The sequence below is a fragment of the uncultured Desulfosarcina sp. genome (assembly GCF_963664155.2).
Taxonomy (GTDB): Bacteria; Desulfobacterota; Desulfobacteria; order Desulfobacterales; family Desulfosarcinaceae; genus Desulfosarcina.
The window spans coordinates 5,184,541-5,201,090 of sequence record NZ_CAXXXH010000001.1 but is presented as its reverse complement, the minus strand read 5'-3'; the positions used below and the strand labels follow the sequence as shown (position 1 = coordinate 5,201,090).

Below are 16,550 nucleotides of genomic sequence, written 5' to 3'. Positions count from 1 at the left end.
ATTCAGGACCCATCTGACGGATTCATCATAAGACCGCAAACAGATCCAGTTTATGGCAGCCATGTTTAAAAAAACAAGCCAGCAGCGGATTTTCGAAGATCTGGTCGCGCAGATTGAAGGGGCCATTCTCGATGGCCGCCTCAAGGCAGGCGACAAGCTGCCCGCCCAACGGGATCTTGTCGATATGTTCCAGACCAGTCGGGGACCCCTTCGCGAAGCACTGCGCGTATTGGAACAAAAGGGGCTTCTGGACATCAAGCGCGGGGTGCGCGGTGGGGCAATGGTCAAACAGCCGGGCATGGCACCCGTGGCGGAAAGCCTGGGGCTGCTGGTGCGTCACCGTAAAATCACCCTGGCAGAGCTCTCCGAATTTCGGGAAGGAGTGGAGGGCGATGTCGCCGCCATCGCTGCCCAGCGGGCCACTCAGGCGGATATCGACCAGCTCAACGGACTGCTTCGGCAGGCTAAAAAACATGTGAAAGAGGGTATCGAGGCATGGGAGCCGTTTTGCCAAGTGGACAACCGCATCCACGTGGCCATCGCCAAAGCCGCCGGCAACCGGGTTTACGAGTTCGTCCTGCGCATGGTCCACGACAACATCCAACAGTACTATGAAGCCCATCCCCTCAAAGACCGGCAGTTCATGGAAGAAAACTATCAGGATCTGTGCAACATCGTCAGTGCATTGGAAAAACAGCAGACCACTGCCGTGCGCTCGCTCATGCAAAGCCACGTGCGTCGTTTCAACCGGTATATGAACAGTCAGCAACCGTCCGACAGGGTCTCGGGCGAAAAAGGAGGCAACCCATGAACACCCAGGAATATCTTGATCTCGAGAACGAATATGGCGCCCATAACTACAAGCCATTGGATGTCGTCCTGACAAAAGGTGAAGGCGTTTGGGTCTGGGATGTGGACGGCAAACGCTACCTGGACTGCCTGGCTGCCTACAGTGCGGTCAACCAGGGCCACTGTCACCCCGCCATCATGAAAACCATGATGGCCCAGGCCCAGAAACTGACCCTCACCTCCCGGGCCTTTCGCAACGACCAGTTGGGTCATTTTTACAAGGAGATCTGCGAACTGACCCGCTCCCACAAGGTGCTGCCCATGAACAGCGGCGCCGAAGCCGTCGAAACCGTCATCAAAGCGGTGCGGAAATGGAGCTACCAGGTAAAGGGCATCCCCGAGGACAAGGCGGAAATCATCGTCTGCGCCAACAACTTTCACGGCCGTACCATCACTATCGTGGGGTTTTCCACCGATCCCACGGCCCGCAGCGGATTCGGCCCCTTTACACCGGGGTTCAAGATCATCCCCTTCGGCGATGCCGATGCCCTGGAAGCGGCCATCACCCCCAACACCGCCGGTTTTCTGGTGGAGCCGATCCAGGGTGAAGCCGGCGTTATCATACCAAAGGTTGGCTACCTCAAAGCCACCCGCGAAATCTGTGACCATCATAATGTCGTGCTGATCCTCGACGAAATCCAGACCGGCCTGGGACGCACCGGAAGGCTCCTGGCCGAGGAGCACGAGGGCATCGAGGCCGACCTCACCCTGGTGGGAAAAGCCTTGTCCGGAGGGTATTATCCGGTATCCGCCGTCCTTTCCAATAAGGAGGTCATGGATGTGCTGCAACCCGGCGAACACGGCTCCACTTTCGGCGGCAACCCGCTGGCATGCGCCATCGCCCGAACCGCCATTCGGGTGCTCGTCGACGAAAAGATGATTGAAAACGCCAGCGAAATGGGTGATTATTTCCTGGCCGGCCTCAAAAAAATCCGGAGTCCACACATCAAAGAGGTGCGCGGCCGAGGATTGATGATCGCCATGGAGCTGTTTCCCGAAGTCGGCGGCGCCCGCCCGTTCTGCTACAAGCTGGCCGAAAAAGGCATGCTGTGCAAGGAAACCCATGTAGATACCATCCGCTTCGCCCCCCCCCTGGTCATTAAAAAGGACGAAGTGGACTGGGCACTGGAGCAGATCGCTGCGGTGATGACTGCCTGATCCCAGCCGAAACGGAACGCTGCGAATTTTTTGAATGTGGAAACATCACTTATTTTCAGGAGGAAAACCCGTGAAACGCGATTTTCTGCATGTCACCGATTTTACCGCCGACGAGATCCAGGCGACCTTTGCCCTGGCCAAAGAAGTCAAGGCCCGCTTCAAGCGGCGGGAGGATTTCAAACCGTTCAAGGACCACTCCATGGCCATGATTTTCGCCAAGCCGTCCGCCCGTACGCGCATCTCCTTTGAAACGGGCTTTTTCCGCATGGGCGGCCACGCCCTTTATTTAGGGCCGTCGGACATCTCCATCGGCAAGCGCGAGGCGGTCAAAGACATCGCCCGGGTGGTAGCCCGTTACAACGATGTGATCATGGCCCGGCTTTTCGCCCACGAGCATGTACTGGAACTGGCCGAATACGCATCGGTGCCGGTGATCAACGGCCTCACCGACTACAACCATCCCTGCCAGATCATGGCGGACATGTTCACCATTTTTGAGCACCGCGGCCACCTCAAGGACCTGAAGGTGGTCTACGTGGGCGATGGCAACAACATCGTGCACTCCTGGCTGCGAATGGCCCAGCGATTATCCTTTCATTTTGTCTGCGCCTGCCCGGATGACTATGAACCCGACGCTCAGACCATCGCCGATTCCCGACAAGCCGGCCTGTCTGAAATAGAAATCAGCCACGATCCCAAAGCGGCTGTCAAGGATGCGGATATCGTCTATACGGACGTGTGGGCCTCCATGGGGCAAAAGGAAGAGGCTGAAACGCGCAAGGCCCGTTTCCAGGGCTTCCAGGTCAATGATGAACTGATGGCCGCCACCGGCAAAACAAGCCTGTTCATGCACTGCCTTCCCGCCGAACGCGGCGTGGAAACCACCGACTCGGTGCTCGAATCCGAGGCGTCAATCGTCTTCGACGAGGCCGAAAACCGCATGCATGCCCAAAATGCCATCCTCCTGAAGATTTGCGGGAAGGCCTGATGAAGAAGAAGGCCAATCAGAAACCCGTGCTGCTGATCGCCCTGGGGGGAAACGCGCTGATCCAGAAGGGCCAGATCGGCACCGTGGAGGAACAGTTCGACAACCTGAAAATTCCAATGACCCAGATCGCCCGGTTGTCAAGGGATTTCCGGGTCATCATCACCCACGGCAACGGCCCCCAGGTAGGCAACCTGCTGCTTCAGCAGGAGTGCTGCGACACGGTTCCCCGACTGCCGCTGGAGATTCTCGTGGCCCAGACCCAGGGACAGATCGGCTACATGATCGAATCGACCCTGGACGAAGCTCTCATGGCCATGGGTGTTAACAGCCAGCCGCTGGTCAGCCTGATCAGCTATGTGGTGGTGGATGAAACCGACAAAGCCTTTAAATCGCCATCCAAACCGGTGGGACCGGTGTTTACTAAAGAAAAGGCCGCCACCCTGCCCTACCCCACGGTAAAAACCGCCAAAGGCTATCGGCGCGTGGTGGTTTCCCCCAAACCGGTGACCATCGTTGAAAAAAGGGAAATCAGAACCCTGATCGATACGGGTTTCATCGTAATCTGCTGCGGCGGCGGCGGTATTCCGGTGGTGCGCGCCGGGAGGACCTTCGACGGTGTGGACGCCGTCATCGACAAGGACCTGGCCAGTGCCCGCCTGGCTGAAGAGGTGGGCGTGGATCTGTTCATTATGGCCACGGATGTGGACGGCGTGGCCCTTAATTTCGGCAAGCCCGACGAGCGCTATCTGACCCGTGTCAGTCTCGAGGAATCGGCCAGACATATCATCGATGGCCAGTTCTCCTCCGGCGCCATGCTGCCCAAGGTGGAAGCAGCCATGCAGTTCGTCGGCAGCGGAGGGAATCGGGCGGTGATTACCCGGATTGACCGCATCGTCGACGCGGTGGCGGGAACGGCCGGCACCGAATTCGTCATTGATTGAGGGACTGGAAGATCGCAGTCGGAGGACCGAGGTCGGAAATTGCGAATCAGGCTTCGGCCCTCCCGATCTCTGCCCTCAGACGTTCGACTCCTGAACCCTTAATTTTTTGTTCATCGGTTAATTAACAACAAAGATATCAAGGAGGACGCCCCCATGGCTACTTTTCCGTTGGCGCACGTGATTGAGTCCCAGCAGTTCGACCGGGACCTGCTGGAAGTGGTTTTCCAGACCGCGGACCAGATGAAGGCGGATCTTTATGGTCAACGCCACTTTGCCAAGGCCCTGGAGGGCAGGATTATGGCCTCCCTGTTTTACGAACCCTCCACCCGTACCCGATTTTCCTTTGAAAGCGCCATGCTGCGCCTTGGCGGATCGGTGATCACGACGGAAAATGCCCGGGAGTTTTCCAGTGCGGCCAAGGGGGAAAGCCTCTCCGATTCCACCCGGATCATGAACGGCTACGCCGACGTGATCGTCATGCGCCACAACGAGGCGGGCAGCGCGGCGCGGGCTTCGGAAATATCCTGCATCCCCGTGATCAACGCTGGCGACGGCGCCGGCCAGCACCCTACTCAGGCCCTGTTGGACATGTATACCATCGTGGATGCCTTCTCGGGGATGAGCAGTCTGAGAATCGCCATGGTGGGGGACCTGCGCTATGGGCGAACGGTACGATCCCTGTCCTACCTGCTGACCAAGTATGAAAACGTGGAGATCATCTTCGTGTCGCCGCCGGTGTGCAAAATGGAGGGCGACATCAAAGCCTACCTGGATAAAAACAACGTTCCGTGGCGGGAAGAGACCGACCTGGCCAAAGTTGCGCCGGAGGTGGACTGCATCTACATGACCCGCATCCAGAAGGAGCGGTTCCATGACCCCGCAGACTACCTTGCGGCCGCCGGCAAATACATCCTCACCCTGGACCGGGTCCAGACCATGAAGCCAGGTGCCATCATCATGCATCCGCTGCCCCGGGTGGACGAAATTCCCAAAGAAGTGGACGACGATCCCCGGGCACGCTATTTTCAGCAGGCCATGAACGGCCTTTACATCCGCATGGCGCTGCTGTACCTGTTGTTAAAAAAAGATTAGCTCGTGTCTATCCGGAAACGGCACCTTGCGCCCCCGGCCAGCGTTCTCACGTTTCCGCAATCTTCGATGGTGCGATGCCACGCCTGCGATTGCGAAAAAGCGGCGGCCTTGGCCTCAACCGCAATCTATCATGTGAATGTTTACACCACATATAGTGTCATACATCTTCCTATCACCCCCCCGATTGTGCTTTCTTCTTTACAACCACTGACCATGATGATATCTACGTACCAGTAATCGCCCCGTTCGGCGACCGCTTCCGGTATTTAAAGGGTAATCAACGCAATCCAATATCTTTTCGCCTTCGGGCATAACAGCTGTTGCCAACCCTCATCGAGCGATTATCGCCGGACAGGCAAGCAGGAGCAGGCAGCAATGAAACTTAAAAAGCTGGACATTGTCGGATTCAAGTCCTTTTTCGAAAAGGCGAGCATTGCCTTCCCACCGGGCATCTGTGCCGTGGTTGGCCCCAACGGATGTGGCAAAAGCAACGTAGTGGACGCCCTCCGCTGGGTCATGGGGGAGCAAAGCATCAAACAGCTCAGAGGCAAGGATAAGGAAGACATCATTTTTTCCGGCGCCAGCGGCAAACCGTCGTTGAATATGGCCGAGGTCTCCCTGACCCTGGTCAACGACAACGGCAGCATGCCCGAAGCCTTCCGGGATTTCAGCGAGGTCATGGTGACCCGGCGCCTCTACCGCAGCGGCGAAACCGCCTACCTGATCAACAAGCAGCCCTGCCGACTCAAAGACATCCACAACATCTTCATGGGCAGTGGCGTGGGTGCCCGCACTTACGCGGTCATCCAGCAGGGAAACATCGGCGCAATTACCGACGCGGGCCCCGACGAACGACGGGTCTTCATCGAGGAAGCGGCCGGGGTCACCCGCTACAAGATGCGCAAGACCGAAGCCCTGAGAAAGTTGAACGCCACCAACCAGAATCTGCTGCGGGTCAAGGACATTATCACCGAAATCGACCGCCAGATGGCCGGCCTCAAGCGGCAGGCCCAAAAAGCCGAGCGGTTTAAAAGTCTCAAAGCGGAGGCTCGACAGATCGACATCCGGCTTATCCGGGTCCACGATACCGACCTGGGTCACCAGATGGACAAAGCCGGTAATTTGCTAAAATCGTTGAAAGACGAAGACATCGGCCAGAGCACCCGACTCAAAAAAATCGATGCGGCCATCGAATCCATCAAACTCCGGCGTTTTGAAAAAGACCGGGAGATCGCCGCCCAAAAATCCCGCAAGTTCGACATTCAGAGAAAAATTGACCGCATGGAGGCTGACCTGGCCCATATGAAGACGGACCGGGAACGCCTGATACGCGAGGTTGCCGAACTGGAGGCGGCCAAAACCGATCTGGAGGCCAAAAACAGCAGCATTGTTTCGGAGATCGACCAGGTTCAGCGTCAGCACCAAGGACTGCAATCTCAAATCAGTGAGATGAAGGAGACCATCGCAAGGGAAAATCACGATTCATCCAGCCTACGCGGTCGCATCGACACCTTGAATCAGGCATTGGAAACCGGAAAGAACGATCTGATGAAAATGGTGGCCGAGGAGGCCCGGGTTAAAAACACCCACCAGAACGCCGCCAACAACCGTGAGAACCTCAAGCGCCGCCTTAAACGCACCGATGAAGAAACCGCCTTGGCCGAAAAAACCGTGCGGGAAGCGACCGGCCGCCGCGAGGCCGCCGAGGCCGAATTGACCCGGATAAAAACCGAAATCCGGGGTATGGAAGGCCGAATCGCATCCTTGAAGAAGGAACTGGACGCCGCCATCGCGTCCCTGTCCGCCCAGGTCAAAACCGCCCAGACCATGGATATGGAGCGCAGCAAGGCCCGCAGCAGCCTGGCCGCCCTGAGAAAGATGGAAGCCAACCTGGACTGGTATAAAGACGGGGTCAAGGCCGTGCTCAACGCCGCCAGACAGGAAGCGCCGCATCCGGATGCCACCCGGCCCACCGGCATCGTCGGGCTTCTGGCCGATGTGCTCGATCCGGCCCCCACCTATGAAACCGCTGTGGAAGCGGCCCTCGGCGAATCCCTCCAGTACATCCTGGTGCAGGACCAACCCTCGGGAGCCCATGCCATCGGCTATCTGCAGCAGGCCCAGGCCGGACGGTGCGGATTCATCCCTGTAGGCGGCATGCGGGCCATGGACGATCGCCCGGACAAACGGCCGGAGTCCGACCATCTCCTGTTGAATCATGTCCGGATCAAGGAAGGTTTCGAATCCGTGGCCGGCGCCCTGCTCGGACACGTGGTGGTCGCCGACACCCTGGATGCGGCCCGGGATCTGCATAACCGCAACGGCCGGGTGCAGACCGTGGTCACGCGGAGCGGCGACCTGCTGTCCCACCAGGGAGTGATGATCGGGGGCAGCCCGGACAAGCTGTCGGGCATTTTGGCCAAAAAACAGGAAATCAAATCCCTGGCCGTGCAGTGCGATCGGCTGGACACCCGGGTGGAGGAGGCGCACGACGCCCAGAAGAAAATGGAAATCCGGGTCCGCGGCCTTGAAAAGCACCTGCAGGAAGCCATCGCCGAAAAAAGTCATGCCGCCCAGGACGCCATGGAGGCGGAAAAAGCCCTTTACCGGGCCGGGGAAGATTTGAAAAGCGCCCGGCGGCACCTGGAGATTGTCCGGCTCGAGCAGGAACAGCTCATGGGGGAAGAGATGGACCTGGACGACGAGATCCAGCGCTACCATACCCTGCTGGAAACCATCGCCCGCAAGGTCACCGACGCCCAGGAACAGGTGGCCCGCTCGTCGGCCCAAATGGATGAAACCGCCTCACAGTTGGAAGCCTTCAACCAGCGGATCGTGGACCTGAAGCTCAAACTCACCTCCGCCAGCGCCAACCTGGACAACTGCACCGGCACGCTTCGCCGCCTGAAGGATTTCCAGGCAGACGGGATCCGGCGTCTCGAACAGCTCGCCCGTGACATTTCCGCCAAAAGCGAAAAAACCGAAGGGACCGCCAAGCGCAACGAAATCATCAGCAGGGATCTTGCCGCCCACTATGAGGCCCTGAAACAATTGGATGGCCGGCTGGAAGCGGACGAAAAGGCGTTTGGTGACATCGATGCCGTACTGAAGGAGAATGACGCGCAAATTTCCCGGATCCAGAACGAGCGCGAAGGGCTTCATCAGAAGATCCGAATGCTGGAAATGGATTTGGCCGAAAAGCGGATCAAGCGGGAAAACTTGGAAAACCGCTGCCAGGAATACTACCACTGCGCCATCGACGAGCTTAAAAAAACGGACGACCCGCCGGATGAAACCGGCCAACAACGCCCCGAGGAACTGGAAACGGCCCTTGCCACCATCCGCCAGAAAATCATAACGATCGGCGATGTCAACCTGGAAGCGATCCGCGAATTCGAGGAACAGAAATCGCGGTACGATTTTCTTTGCGAGCAGCGGGACGATCTGATCAAAGCCATCGACGGCCTGCACAAGGTAATCCGCAAGATCAACCGCATCACCCAGGAGCGGTTTCTGGACACCTTCAACCGCATCAACGAAAAACTCCAGGAAGTGTTTCCACGGCTGTTTGAAGGCGGCACCGCCCGCCTGGAACTGACCCATCCCAGTGAACCGCTGGAAACCGGGGTGGAGTTCCTGGTTCACCCGCCAGGAAAAAAACTGACCCGCATGAGTCTGCTTTCCGGTGGGGAGAAGGCCCTGTCGGCCATCAGTTTCATCTTTTCCATCTTTTTGCTCCGGCCGGCATCCTTTTGTCTCATGGACGAGATCGATGCGCCGCTGGACGACGCCAACGTCATGCGCTTCAACAACCTGATGAAGGTAATCGGGGAAAAATCCCAGATCATCATGATCACCCACAACAAGAGCAGCATGGAGTTTGCCGACACCCTTTTCGGCATCACCATGGAGCAAAAAGGGTTGTCCAAGGTGGTATCGGTCAACCTGGACCGCGAAAACCACTCAAAAGAATTGACCGCTGCCTAGTAGTATTGAAGGGTTTACATGGCATTCAAATGGTTTAAAAAGAATAAGGACAAAAACGCGCCGCCAGAGGCACCGCCTCGTCCCGATGAGGAAGCGGCCGCAGCGCCATCGACAGATGACAGCGGCGATGCGGTCATTCATGAAACGGAAGCCCCCATCAACACGGGTATTGAACCGGCAGTGGATGCTGAACAGGAAGCGGACTCACCTGTCCCGGCGGAGGAAGCGGCGCCGGCACCATCACCGGCGAATGATGGGCCCGCTGAAAAAAAGGGTAAGGGCCTGTTCGCCCGTCTGAAATCCGGGCTTTCCAAAACCCGTAAAATTCTCACCACCGATATCGACGACCTGTTTCTCGGCAAAAAACTGGTTGACGACGACATGCTTGAGGACCTGGAAGAGTTATTGATCACCGCCGACATGGGTGTCCGGACCACCATGGACATCATGGAACGGATCTCGAAAAAACGGTCGCGCATCGCCGGTGCCAAGGAGTTGAAAGCGGTTTTAAAAGAAGAGATTCTGGCCTATTTCGACGCCCTGCCCGGTCCCGCGCCCGAAGCCGACGCCAAGCCTCACGTCGTCATGGTGGTGGGCGTCAATGGTGTGGGCAAGACCACCACCATCGGTAAACTGGCCGCCCTTGAGTCCCGCAAAGGGAAAAAAGTGCTGGTTGCCGCCGCCGATACGTTCCGGGCGGCCGCCATCGAACAGATCGCGATCTGGGCCGAACGGGCCGGTGCGGACATCGTCCGCCGCAAGGATAATGCCGATCCGGCGGCCGTGGCCTACGACGGTATCGATGCCGCGATCTCCAGAGGAACGGACATCGTCTTCGTCGACACCGCCGGCCGCCTTCACACCAAGGTCAACCTGATGGAGGAAATCAAAAAGATCCAACGTACCCTGACCAAACGGATGCCCGGCGCTCCCCATGAAGTGCTGCTGGTACTGGACGCCACCACGGGCCAGAACGCCCTGTCACAGGCCAAGATGTTCAACGAGGCGCTGGGGGTTACCGGCATCGCCCTCACCAAGCTGGATGGTACGGCCAAGGGAGGCATCGTTGTGAGCATCTGCAGCGGCCTGAACATCCCGCTGAAATATATCGGTGTGGGAGAAAGCGTCGAAGACCTTCAACCATTCGACCCGAAGCAATTCGTGGAGGCTTTATTTTAGGACGGGATAGGATTCAAGTGAAAGGCTCAAGAAGGGCAAAGCGCAATATAATATGCCCGACACACATCCTGCGGGCTCTGTGCAATGAATCAGAGGAGGGTGGGAACAGGATCACCGAAAAAAGATCCTTGAACCTTGCCCCCTGGGAATCCTTGAACCTTTTTTTTTCAGGTCCCCGCCATCTGGCGGCCGGTCTTTCGATAAAACTGGAAGCCGATAATCCCTGATTTTTTAATTTGGTTGGCCGATTCAAAAGCCTGAATGGTCTGCAAGGCAGTAACCTCGATACCGGGTACCGCCACAACCGGACAGATGTACTGCGCCCGGCGTTTCGTCAGTCCCGATCCATGAAGTTCGGTTTCGGTAAGGATGCCAAGCAGGGTAAAATTGCTGGTCGCCCCGGCCAGAACGGATATGACCGCCGGGTTGCACCGGAGGTTGTTTAAAAACAGATCCAGCGGGTTGCGGGCCCAACGGGTACTAAATATCCAGCGGCTGATTTTCTTGGGATACCCGGTGAGCTGCCATTCCGCGGCGCGCCGGTTATTGATCACCGCCACGGCGGAAAATTCACAGGACAGGCCTCTGGCTAAAGTGGTATCGCGGTTGTAGCTCAGATATTGGAGATTCTGTGTTTTATCAGGCATGCCGCCGATCACCAGAAGGTCTTTCAGCAACGGGACATTCGGCTTCACCACCCGTGCCACAGAATGGATGAGATCATCGATATAATTGTTCTTCAACCTGGCGCCCTCCCCGGTTCAGGCAATTCCCAAGATGTGATTCAGTCCCCTTCTGTTAACTGACATTTCACCCGACCATCCGTCAACTGCTTTTTAGAAACGAAATAAAAACCGCCTTCTATTTTTTCTACGCTTCGGCCGCCCGGGAAGGTGACCGTTGGCGTCGGATGAAGTCTACCACTTGGCGGGCATACATCTGCGGGTAGTGCTCGAAAATGTTGTGCCCGCATTTGGGAAAAACCAGCAGTTCACCCTTGATCGAATGGCGGTAAAAGTCAACCCCCTGTTCCACATCGAAAAAATAGCCCCGGTCCGGGTACATGACCAGGGTCGGACAGGTCACCTGTGAAATGGCTGGCCGGAGATCGAAAAAGCCGGTTTGGCCATAGCAACCGCCTCCCTGAGCACAGATGTCGTAGAAGATCCTCCCCCGGTCGGCGCCGTGCCAGCGGATGTATTTTTTTTGAAGTGCCGGGGCCAGGTTGTCAAAAGTTGCCGGCAACTTCTGACGGTTGAACGCCTGCATTGAGATGACGCTGTGGCACAGGGTGCTGGCCGTGACGAGGGTTCTGACCTGGCCGGGGAAACGAACGGCATAGTCCACACCCACCACCCCCCCTTCGCACTGGCCGACGATGTGAAAGCGGTCGAGCCCCAGCAGAGTGACCAATTCAGCCATTGCCGACACGCTATGTTCGCGGAAATCCTCATCCACATAGTGGCTGGCGAAATCAGCGCCGCCATCCGACCGACCGAATCCGCGCCGGTCATATAACATCACCCGGAAACCGGCCGCCACCAGCATCGGATGGATTTCCTCCCACATCATGCCGCAGGAGAATCCGTTGTGCAGCAGCACGATGGTCTCTCCTTCCCCGTGGATTTCATAGTGCACGTCCAGACCACCGATCTTCACCATTGGCATTGGCAATCCCTCAACCGCTTAGAGTTCAAGAACGATCCCGACCGGGCAATGATCCGATCCGAAAATGTCGTTGTCGATGAACGCATCTTTCAGCCATCCTTTTTGGATAATGTCCTCGGAAACGAAAAAGTAGTCGATACGCCAGCCCGCGTTGTTTTTCCGGGCATTGAAGCGGTAGGACCACCATGAGTATTTCACCGCATCGGGATAGCGGTGGCGAAACGTGTCCACGTAGCCCATCCCGACGATGCGGTCCAGCCACCGACGTTCAATGGGCAGGAATCCGGATCGCTTGGAATTGGGCCCGGGGTGCTTCAGGTCGATGTCGTTGTGGGCCGTATTGAAATCACCGGCGATGATCAAGCTTTTTCCCTCTTTGCGCAACCTTTCGGCATAATCGAAAAAGGCCTGGTAGAAATCCAGTTTGTAGCGGAGGCGCTCCTCGCTGATCTGGCCGTTGGGAAAATAGACGTTAAAAAACGTAAACGCATCGAATTCCAGTTCCACCACACGGCCTTCATCGTCGAACCGGGGGATGCCGATGCCGTGGCGCACCGCCTGGGGAATCAGGCGTGAATAAGCGGCCACCCCACTGTACCCCTTTTTAACCGTTGAAAAGGAAAAGGCGGCCTCGTAGCCATCGATGGCCTTCATGGTTCGGGTCAACTGGTCTTCCTGGAGCTTGGTTTCCTGGAGCCCCACGATGTCTGCATCCAGGCTGCGGATGGATATCAGAAAATCCTTTTTCATGACGGCCCGGTAGCCGTTGACGTTCCAGGAAAGCAGTTTGATGGTTTGCGTTGGCATGGGTTTCCTTCTCTCTGAGTCCTCTGCGATTGAATATTTACGTCACCTTATCTACGCATGTGCGCAAGAAAATCAGCGGTGGCGGTCCACTCCGATTCTCGGGCACATGGCGGCCACCGGGCATCGGCTGCAAAAAGGGGAAACGGGCCGGCACAGCACCTGGCCGAAGGCCACCAGCAGTTCGTTGTAACGGACCCAGTGCCGCCTGGGCAGTTTCTTGCGCAGCGCCTGCTCGGTCTTGTCCGGAGTCTTCGTCTTGACGTAGCCGATGCGGTTGCTGATCCGGTGCACGTGGGTGTCCACACAGATGGCCGGGATTTTGAATCCTTCCACGAGGACCAGGTTGGCGGTCTTGCGGCCCACACCAGGCAGGGCGGTAAGTTCCTCCAGGGTATCCGGCACCTTGCCGCCGTGGCGGTCCAGCAATATCCGGCTGATGGACAGCAGCCGCTTGGCTTTGGTGGGATAGAACCCCACCGGATAGATCAGTGTTTCGATTTCCCGCGCCGGCAGCTTGACCATCGATTCCGGCGTCCGGGCCACCGCCAGCAACCGCTGGGCAGCCACACCGGTCACTTCGTCCTTGGTGCGCAGGGAAAGCAGGGTGGAGACCAGCACCTCGAAGGGGGTGGCTCCGCGGTTGGCAATAAAGGTGATGATGGGAGGATTCCACTGGCGGTAATTGGCTTCGATGACGGCAACAAAGCGGTCGATATCAAAGGATCTCTGGGGGGTCATGGCAATCGGTTCTTTCCGGGTCCATAGGAGAGATAGGCGGCATCGGCAACATCGGCATTACCGTGCATCCATACACCGGCCGCCCCTTCAGGTAAAGTCCCAAGTCCAACACCTGCAGTTTTGTTAATAAACATAAACGCATAAACTTTACATTGACATTTACATTCTGTTTTTTATAATGGAGACAGCTAAATCACCGATGCGTGGAGATGCAAAATGGAACCCGAATTGACAACGGGACAGAGACGGCTTTTCGACTACCTGAAAAAAATCATTGAACGCACCGGCAGCACGCCCAGTCTCCGCCAGGCGGCCCAGGACCTTGGCGTAAGCCACGCTGCCGTCTCCCAGGGCCTGAAGCTGTTGGAACAAAAAGGCGTGGTCAAGCGCCAGGGCCGCTACAGCCGAACCCTTCACCTGCTCAGTCCTGCCGGTGAAACGGCAGCGGCCCAGCGGTGGCGGGAAGTGCCGGTAGTGGGCCGGGTCACCGCCGGTCTGCCCCTGTACGCCCAGCAGGAGTGGGAGGGTAGCCTGGTGCTGGACCGCACCCTTTACCGCGGCCAGCATCTTTTCGCCCTGCGGGTGCGGGGAAATTCCATGAAAGGGGCGGGCATCCTGGACGGGGACATAGCCGTGTGCGCCCCGCGCCAGTATGCCGAAAACGGGGAGATCGTCGTGGCCCTGATCCACGGGGAGGAAGCCACGGTAAAACGGTTTTTTCTCCACCGGGACCACGTGGAACTGCGACCGGAAAACCCCGACTATCCGGCCATGCGCTACGGATTTGACGACGTGCTGATTCAGGGACGGGTGGTAGGCATCCAGCGGATATTACATCCCAAACAACTGCCAAAGGCACATGAAAACATGTGAGGGAAGAATCCAGAAGACAGAATTCATCGAGCAAACCGAAACGGATTCTTTTTTCCAAACAACAGCCATGCAACGTAAGGAGACCCAAAATCCGGCCGGCATCCTGGTGGGAACCAGCGGATACGCATACAGCGAGTGGGTGGATGCCGGCTTCTACCCGCCGGGCACCGGCTCCGACCGGATGCTGGCACATTACGCCCGTATCTTCCCGGTCACCGAGATCAACTATACCTGGTACCAGATGCCCAAAGCACCGGCCATCGACCGCATGCGGCGCAAGGCGCCGGAGGGTTTTCGCTTTGCCGCCAAACTCACCCGCAGCCTGACCCACGAGATGGACGCCAACGGATGGCCGGCCCAGGCGGTTCTGTACCGGGAGGGCATCGCCCCGCTGGTGCAGTCGGGCCAGTTGCTGGCCGTGCTGGTGCAGCTGCCGCCCTTTTTCCGGCGCAATCCGGAAAACCGCAGCTATCTGTCCCGGCTGCTGGATGCCCTTTCCGGCCTGCCCCTGGTCGTGGAGTTCCGCCACGCCTCCTGGGCCATCGACCGGGTGTTCGCCGCCCTGGAAGCGCGCCGGGTCACCCTGGCCTGCGTGGACGGCCCGGAACTAAAGGATCTGTTCCCGCCCCTGGCCGTGGTCACCAACCCGGACCTGTTCTACATCCGCTTTCACGGCCGCAACGCTGCCGGCTGGCGTTCGGGAAGCATGCAAAAACAGTTCGACTACGACTACAGCGACGACGAACTGGCCCAGTGGTCCCGGTCACGCATTCCCGAAATGACCCGGCAGGCAGACACCGGCATCATTTTTTTCAATAACCACGTCCGCGGCCAGGCACCGAAGAATGCCCGAATGCTGATGGAACAGCTGACCGAAAATTGAAGACAGAATTCCGATCCCGAAGTTCTGGCCTCTGACCTCAGGATTTTGATGTAATCGTATAAACTCACATTCCAGACGGGTCCGTAAAACGTTCGAGATCAAGGCTTGCGAATCCTGAGGAATGAGGCGTACTTGTTGTACGCCGCAGTGACGAGGGATGAAGCCTAACGCAGATATCGGACGTTTTAGGGATCCGTCAATCATGGAACGATCGATCATTCACATCAACGTCGCCGACTTCGCCGTAGCGGTGGAGCGCGTGCTGGATCGCCGGCTCGACAGCCGGCCGGTGATCGTCGCACCGGCAAGAGCCACCCGGGCCGCGGTAGTCGACATGAGCGAAGAGGCCTTTCAGGCCGGAGTGAGAAAGCACATGCCCCTGAGCCGGGCCCTTCGCCGGTGCCGGAACGCCCGGGTACTGCCGCCCCGCCCGGATCGCTACGGCCAGGCCATGGCCCGGATGCTGAAATCCGCCCTGCCCTGCTCGCCCTTGATCGAGCCGGGTGAGGGAGATGGGCATCTGTTTGTGGATGTCACCGGCAGCAGCCGTCTGCTGGGGCCGCCGGTGGATGTAGCCTGGCGGCTGTCCCGCCGGATCCGGCGGGACCTCGGTCTGGCTCCCATCTGGTCGGTGGCCACCAGCAAGCTCATCGCCAAAATCGCCACCCGGCTGGTCAAGCCTCTGGGCGAGTATATCGTGGATCCCGGCGACGAAGCAGCCTTTCTGGCGCCCCTGCCCCTCTTTCTGGTGCCCGGCATCGAGCCAGACGACCTGGCACATTTGAATGATTTCAACATGACCCGGGTATTTCAGGCCGCCATGCTCAGCACCGATCAGATGGAAACCCTTTTCGGCCATCGGGGGCGCTTCATCCATGATCGGCTTCATGGCATCGACCCGTCGCCCGTTCGCCCCGTGGACGATCCGCCGCCGCGGATCGTCGAATGCGAGGAATTCGGCGACGACACCAATGACCGTTCGCAGATGGAACGCAGCCTGTACCGGCTGGTGGAACAGGCCGGGCGACAGTTGCGGCACCAGGCCCTGGCCGCCCGGCGGGTCGCCTTGGTTCTGGACCACACCGACGGTGTCCGGCGAATCCGCCAGGTAGCGGCCGCACCGGCTACGGCCAATGATTTCACTCTTTTCACCCATGCCCGGCGAGTGCTCAATCTGGCCTGGACCCGGCGGGTCCGACTGCGGCGCATGACCCTCGTCTGCGACCGCTTGACCTATCCGCCGGCCCAGCGTCTGTTGTTCGAACCGGAACGCCGCATGGCGGAAAGACAGGACCGGCTGGTGGCGACCATGGATCGGATCCGTCAGCGCTTCGGCACCGAGGCATTGGCCATGGGGCGGATGCTGGCGGCGTAAGCCGGATGACAG

Annotated in this window: 14 protein-coding genes; 10 read left to right on the top strand and 4 right to left on the bottom strand. The window is 58.1% G+C overall.

The genetic code is table 11. The features are described from left to right. Window positions 1-61: 61 nt before the first annotated feature. The 7 genes from ACHZBS_RS23790 to ftsY all read left to right on the top strand — a co-directional run bounded on the left by ACHZBS_RS23790 (window position 62) and on the right by ftsY (window position 10,194). The gene (locus ACHZBS_RS23790) at window positions 62-811 is read left to right on the top strand and encodes an FCD domain-containing protein (protein ID WP_319408978.1); all 750 of its coding nucleotides are present in this window, start codon (window positions 62-64) and stop codon (window positions 809-811) included. Then, the gene (gene rocD / locus ACHZBS_RS23785; RefSeq protein ID WP_319408977.1) at window positions 808-2,007 is read left to right on the top strand and encodes an ornithine--oxo-acid transaminase; all 1,200 of its coding nucleotides are present in this window, start codon (window positions 808-810) and stop codon (window positions 2,005-2,007) included. The genes ACHZBS_RS23790 and rocD overlap by 4 nt, the downstream gene beginning before the upstream one ends. A 70-nt stretch (window positions 2,008-2,077) precedes the next feature. Then, window positions 2,078-2,995 (top strand): ornithine carbamoyltransferase, encoded by a 918-nt coding sequence (argF, locus tag ACHZBS_RS23780; protein ID WP_319408976.1) that lies wholly within the window; start codon window positions 2,078-2,080, stop codon window positions 2,993-2,995. Further along, a complete protein-coding gene (locus ACHZBS_RS23775; protein ID WP_319408975.1) occupies window positions 2,995-3,936 on the top strand; it encodes a carbamate kinase in 942 nt (313 codons plus the stop codon). The genes argF and ACHZBS_RS23775 overlap by 1 nt, the downstream gene beginning before the upstream one ends. 153 nt (window positions 3,937-4,089) lie before the next feature. Then, the gene (gene pyrB / locus ACHZBS_RS23770) at window positions 4,090-5,028 is read left to right on the top strand and encodes an aspartate carbamoyltransferase (RefSeq protein WP_319408974.1); all 939 of its coding nucleotides are present in this window, start codon (window positions 4,090-4,092) and stop codon (window positions 5,026-5,028) included. 375 nt (window positions 5,029-5,403) lie between these two features. Then, window positions 5,404-9,015, top strand: coding sequence for a chromosome segregation protein SMC (smc, locus tag ACHZBS_RS23765; RefSeq protein WP_319408973.1), 3,612 nt, complete (start codon window positions 5,404-5,406; stop codon window positions 9,013-9,015). Between the two features lie 18 nt (window positions 9,016-9,033). Further along, window positions 9,034-10,194, top strand: coding sequence for a signal recognition particle-docking protein FtsY (gene ftsY / locus ACHZBS_RS23760; protein ID WP_319408972.1), 1,161 nt, complete (start codon window positions 9,034-9,036; stop codon window positions 10,192-10,194). 167 nt (window positions 10,195-10,361) lie between these two features. On the opposite strand, the gene ACHZBS_RS23755 is transcribed toward ftsY, so the two are convergent. From ACHZBS_RS23755 to nth, 4 genes are all read right to left on the bottom strand, one after another. Then, the gene (locus ACHZBS_RS23755) at window positions 10,362-10,937 is read right to left on the bottom strand and encodes a hypothetical protein (RefSeq protein ID WP_319408971.1); all 576 of its coding nucleotides are present in this window, start codon (window positions 10,935-10,937) and stop codon (window positions 10,362-10,364) included. A 127-nt stretch (window positions 10,938-11,064) separates the two neighbouring features. Continuing rightward, on the bottom strand, window positions 11,065-11,862 hold the full coding sequence (locus tag ACHZBS_RS23750; protein ID WP_319408970.1) for an alpha/beta hydrolase: 798 nt from the start codon (window positions 11,860-11,862) through the stop codon (window positions 11,065-11,067). Window positions 11,863-11,880: 18 nt separating this feature from the next. After that, window positions 11,881-12,669, bottom strand: a complete 789-nt coding sequence (locus ACHZBS_RS23745; protein ID WP_319408969.1) for an exodeoxyribonuclease III — start codon at window positions 12,667-12,669, stop codon at window positions 11,881-11,883. 72 nt (window positions 12,670-12,741) lie between these two features. Then, window positions 12,742-13,407, bottom strand: coding sequence for an endonuclease III (gene nth, locus ACHZBS_RS23740; RefSeq protein WP_319408968.1), 666 nt, complete (start codon window positions 13,405-13,407; stop codon window positions 12,742-12,744). A gap of 216 nt (window positions 13,408-13,623) precedes the next feature. On the opposite strand from nth, the gene lexA reads away from it, so the two are divergent. The 3 genes from lexA (at window position 13,624) to ACHZBS_RS23725 (ending at window position 16,538) form a co-directional block, all read left to right on the top strand. Next, window positions 13,624-14,280, top strand: coding sequence for a transcriptional repressor LexA (lexA, locus tag ACHZBS_RS23735; protein ID WP_319408967.1), 657 nt, complete (start codon window positions 13,624-13,626; stop codon window positions 14,278-14,280). Beyond that, window positions 14,267-15,163, top strand: a complete 897-nt coding sequence (locus ACHZBS_RS23730; protein ID WP_319408966.1) for a DUF72 domain-containing protein — start codon at window positions 14,267-14,269, stop codon at window positions 15,161-15,163. Before lexA ends, ACHZBS_RS23730 begins: the two co-directional genes overlap by 14 nt. Window positions 15,164-15,365: 202 nt before the next feature. After that, window positions 15,366-16,538, top strand: a complete 1,173-nt coding sequence (locus ACHZBS_RS23725; RefSeq protein WP_319408965.1) for a hypothetical protein — start codon at window positions 15,366-15,368, stop codon at window positions 16,536-16,538. Window positions 16,539-16,550: the final 12 nt, after the last annotated feature.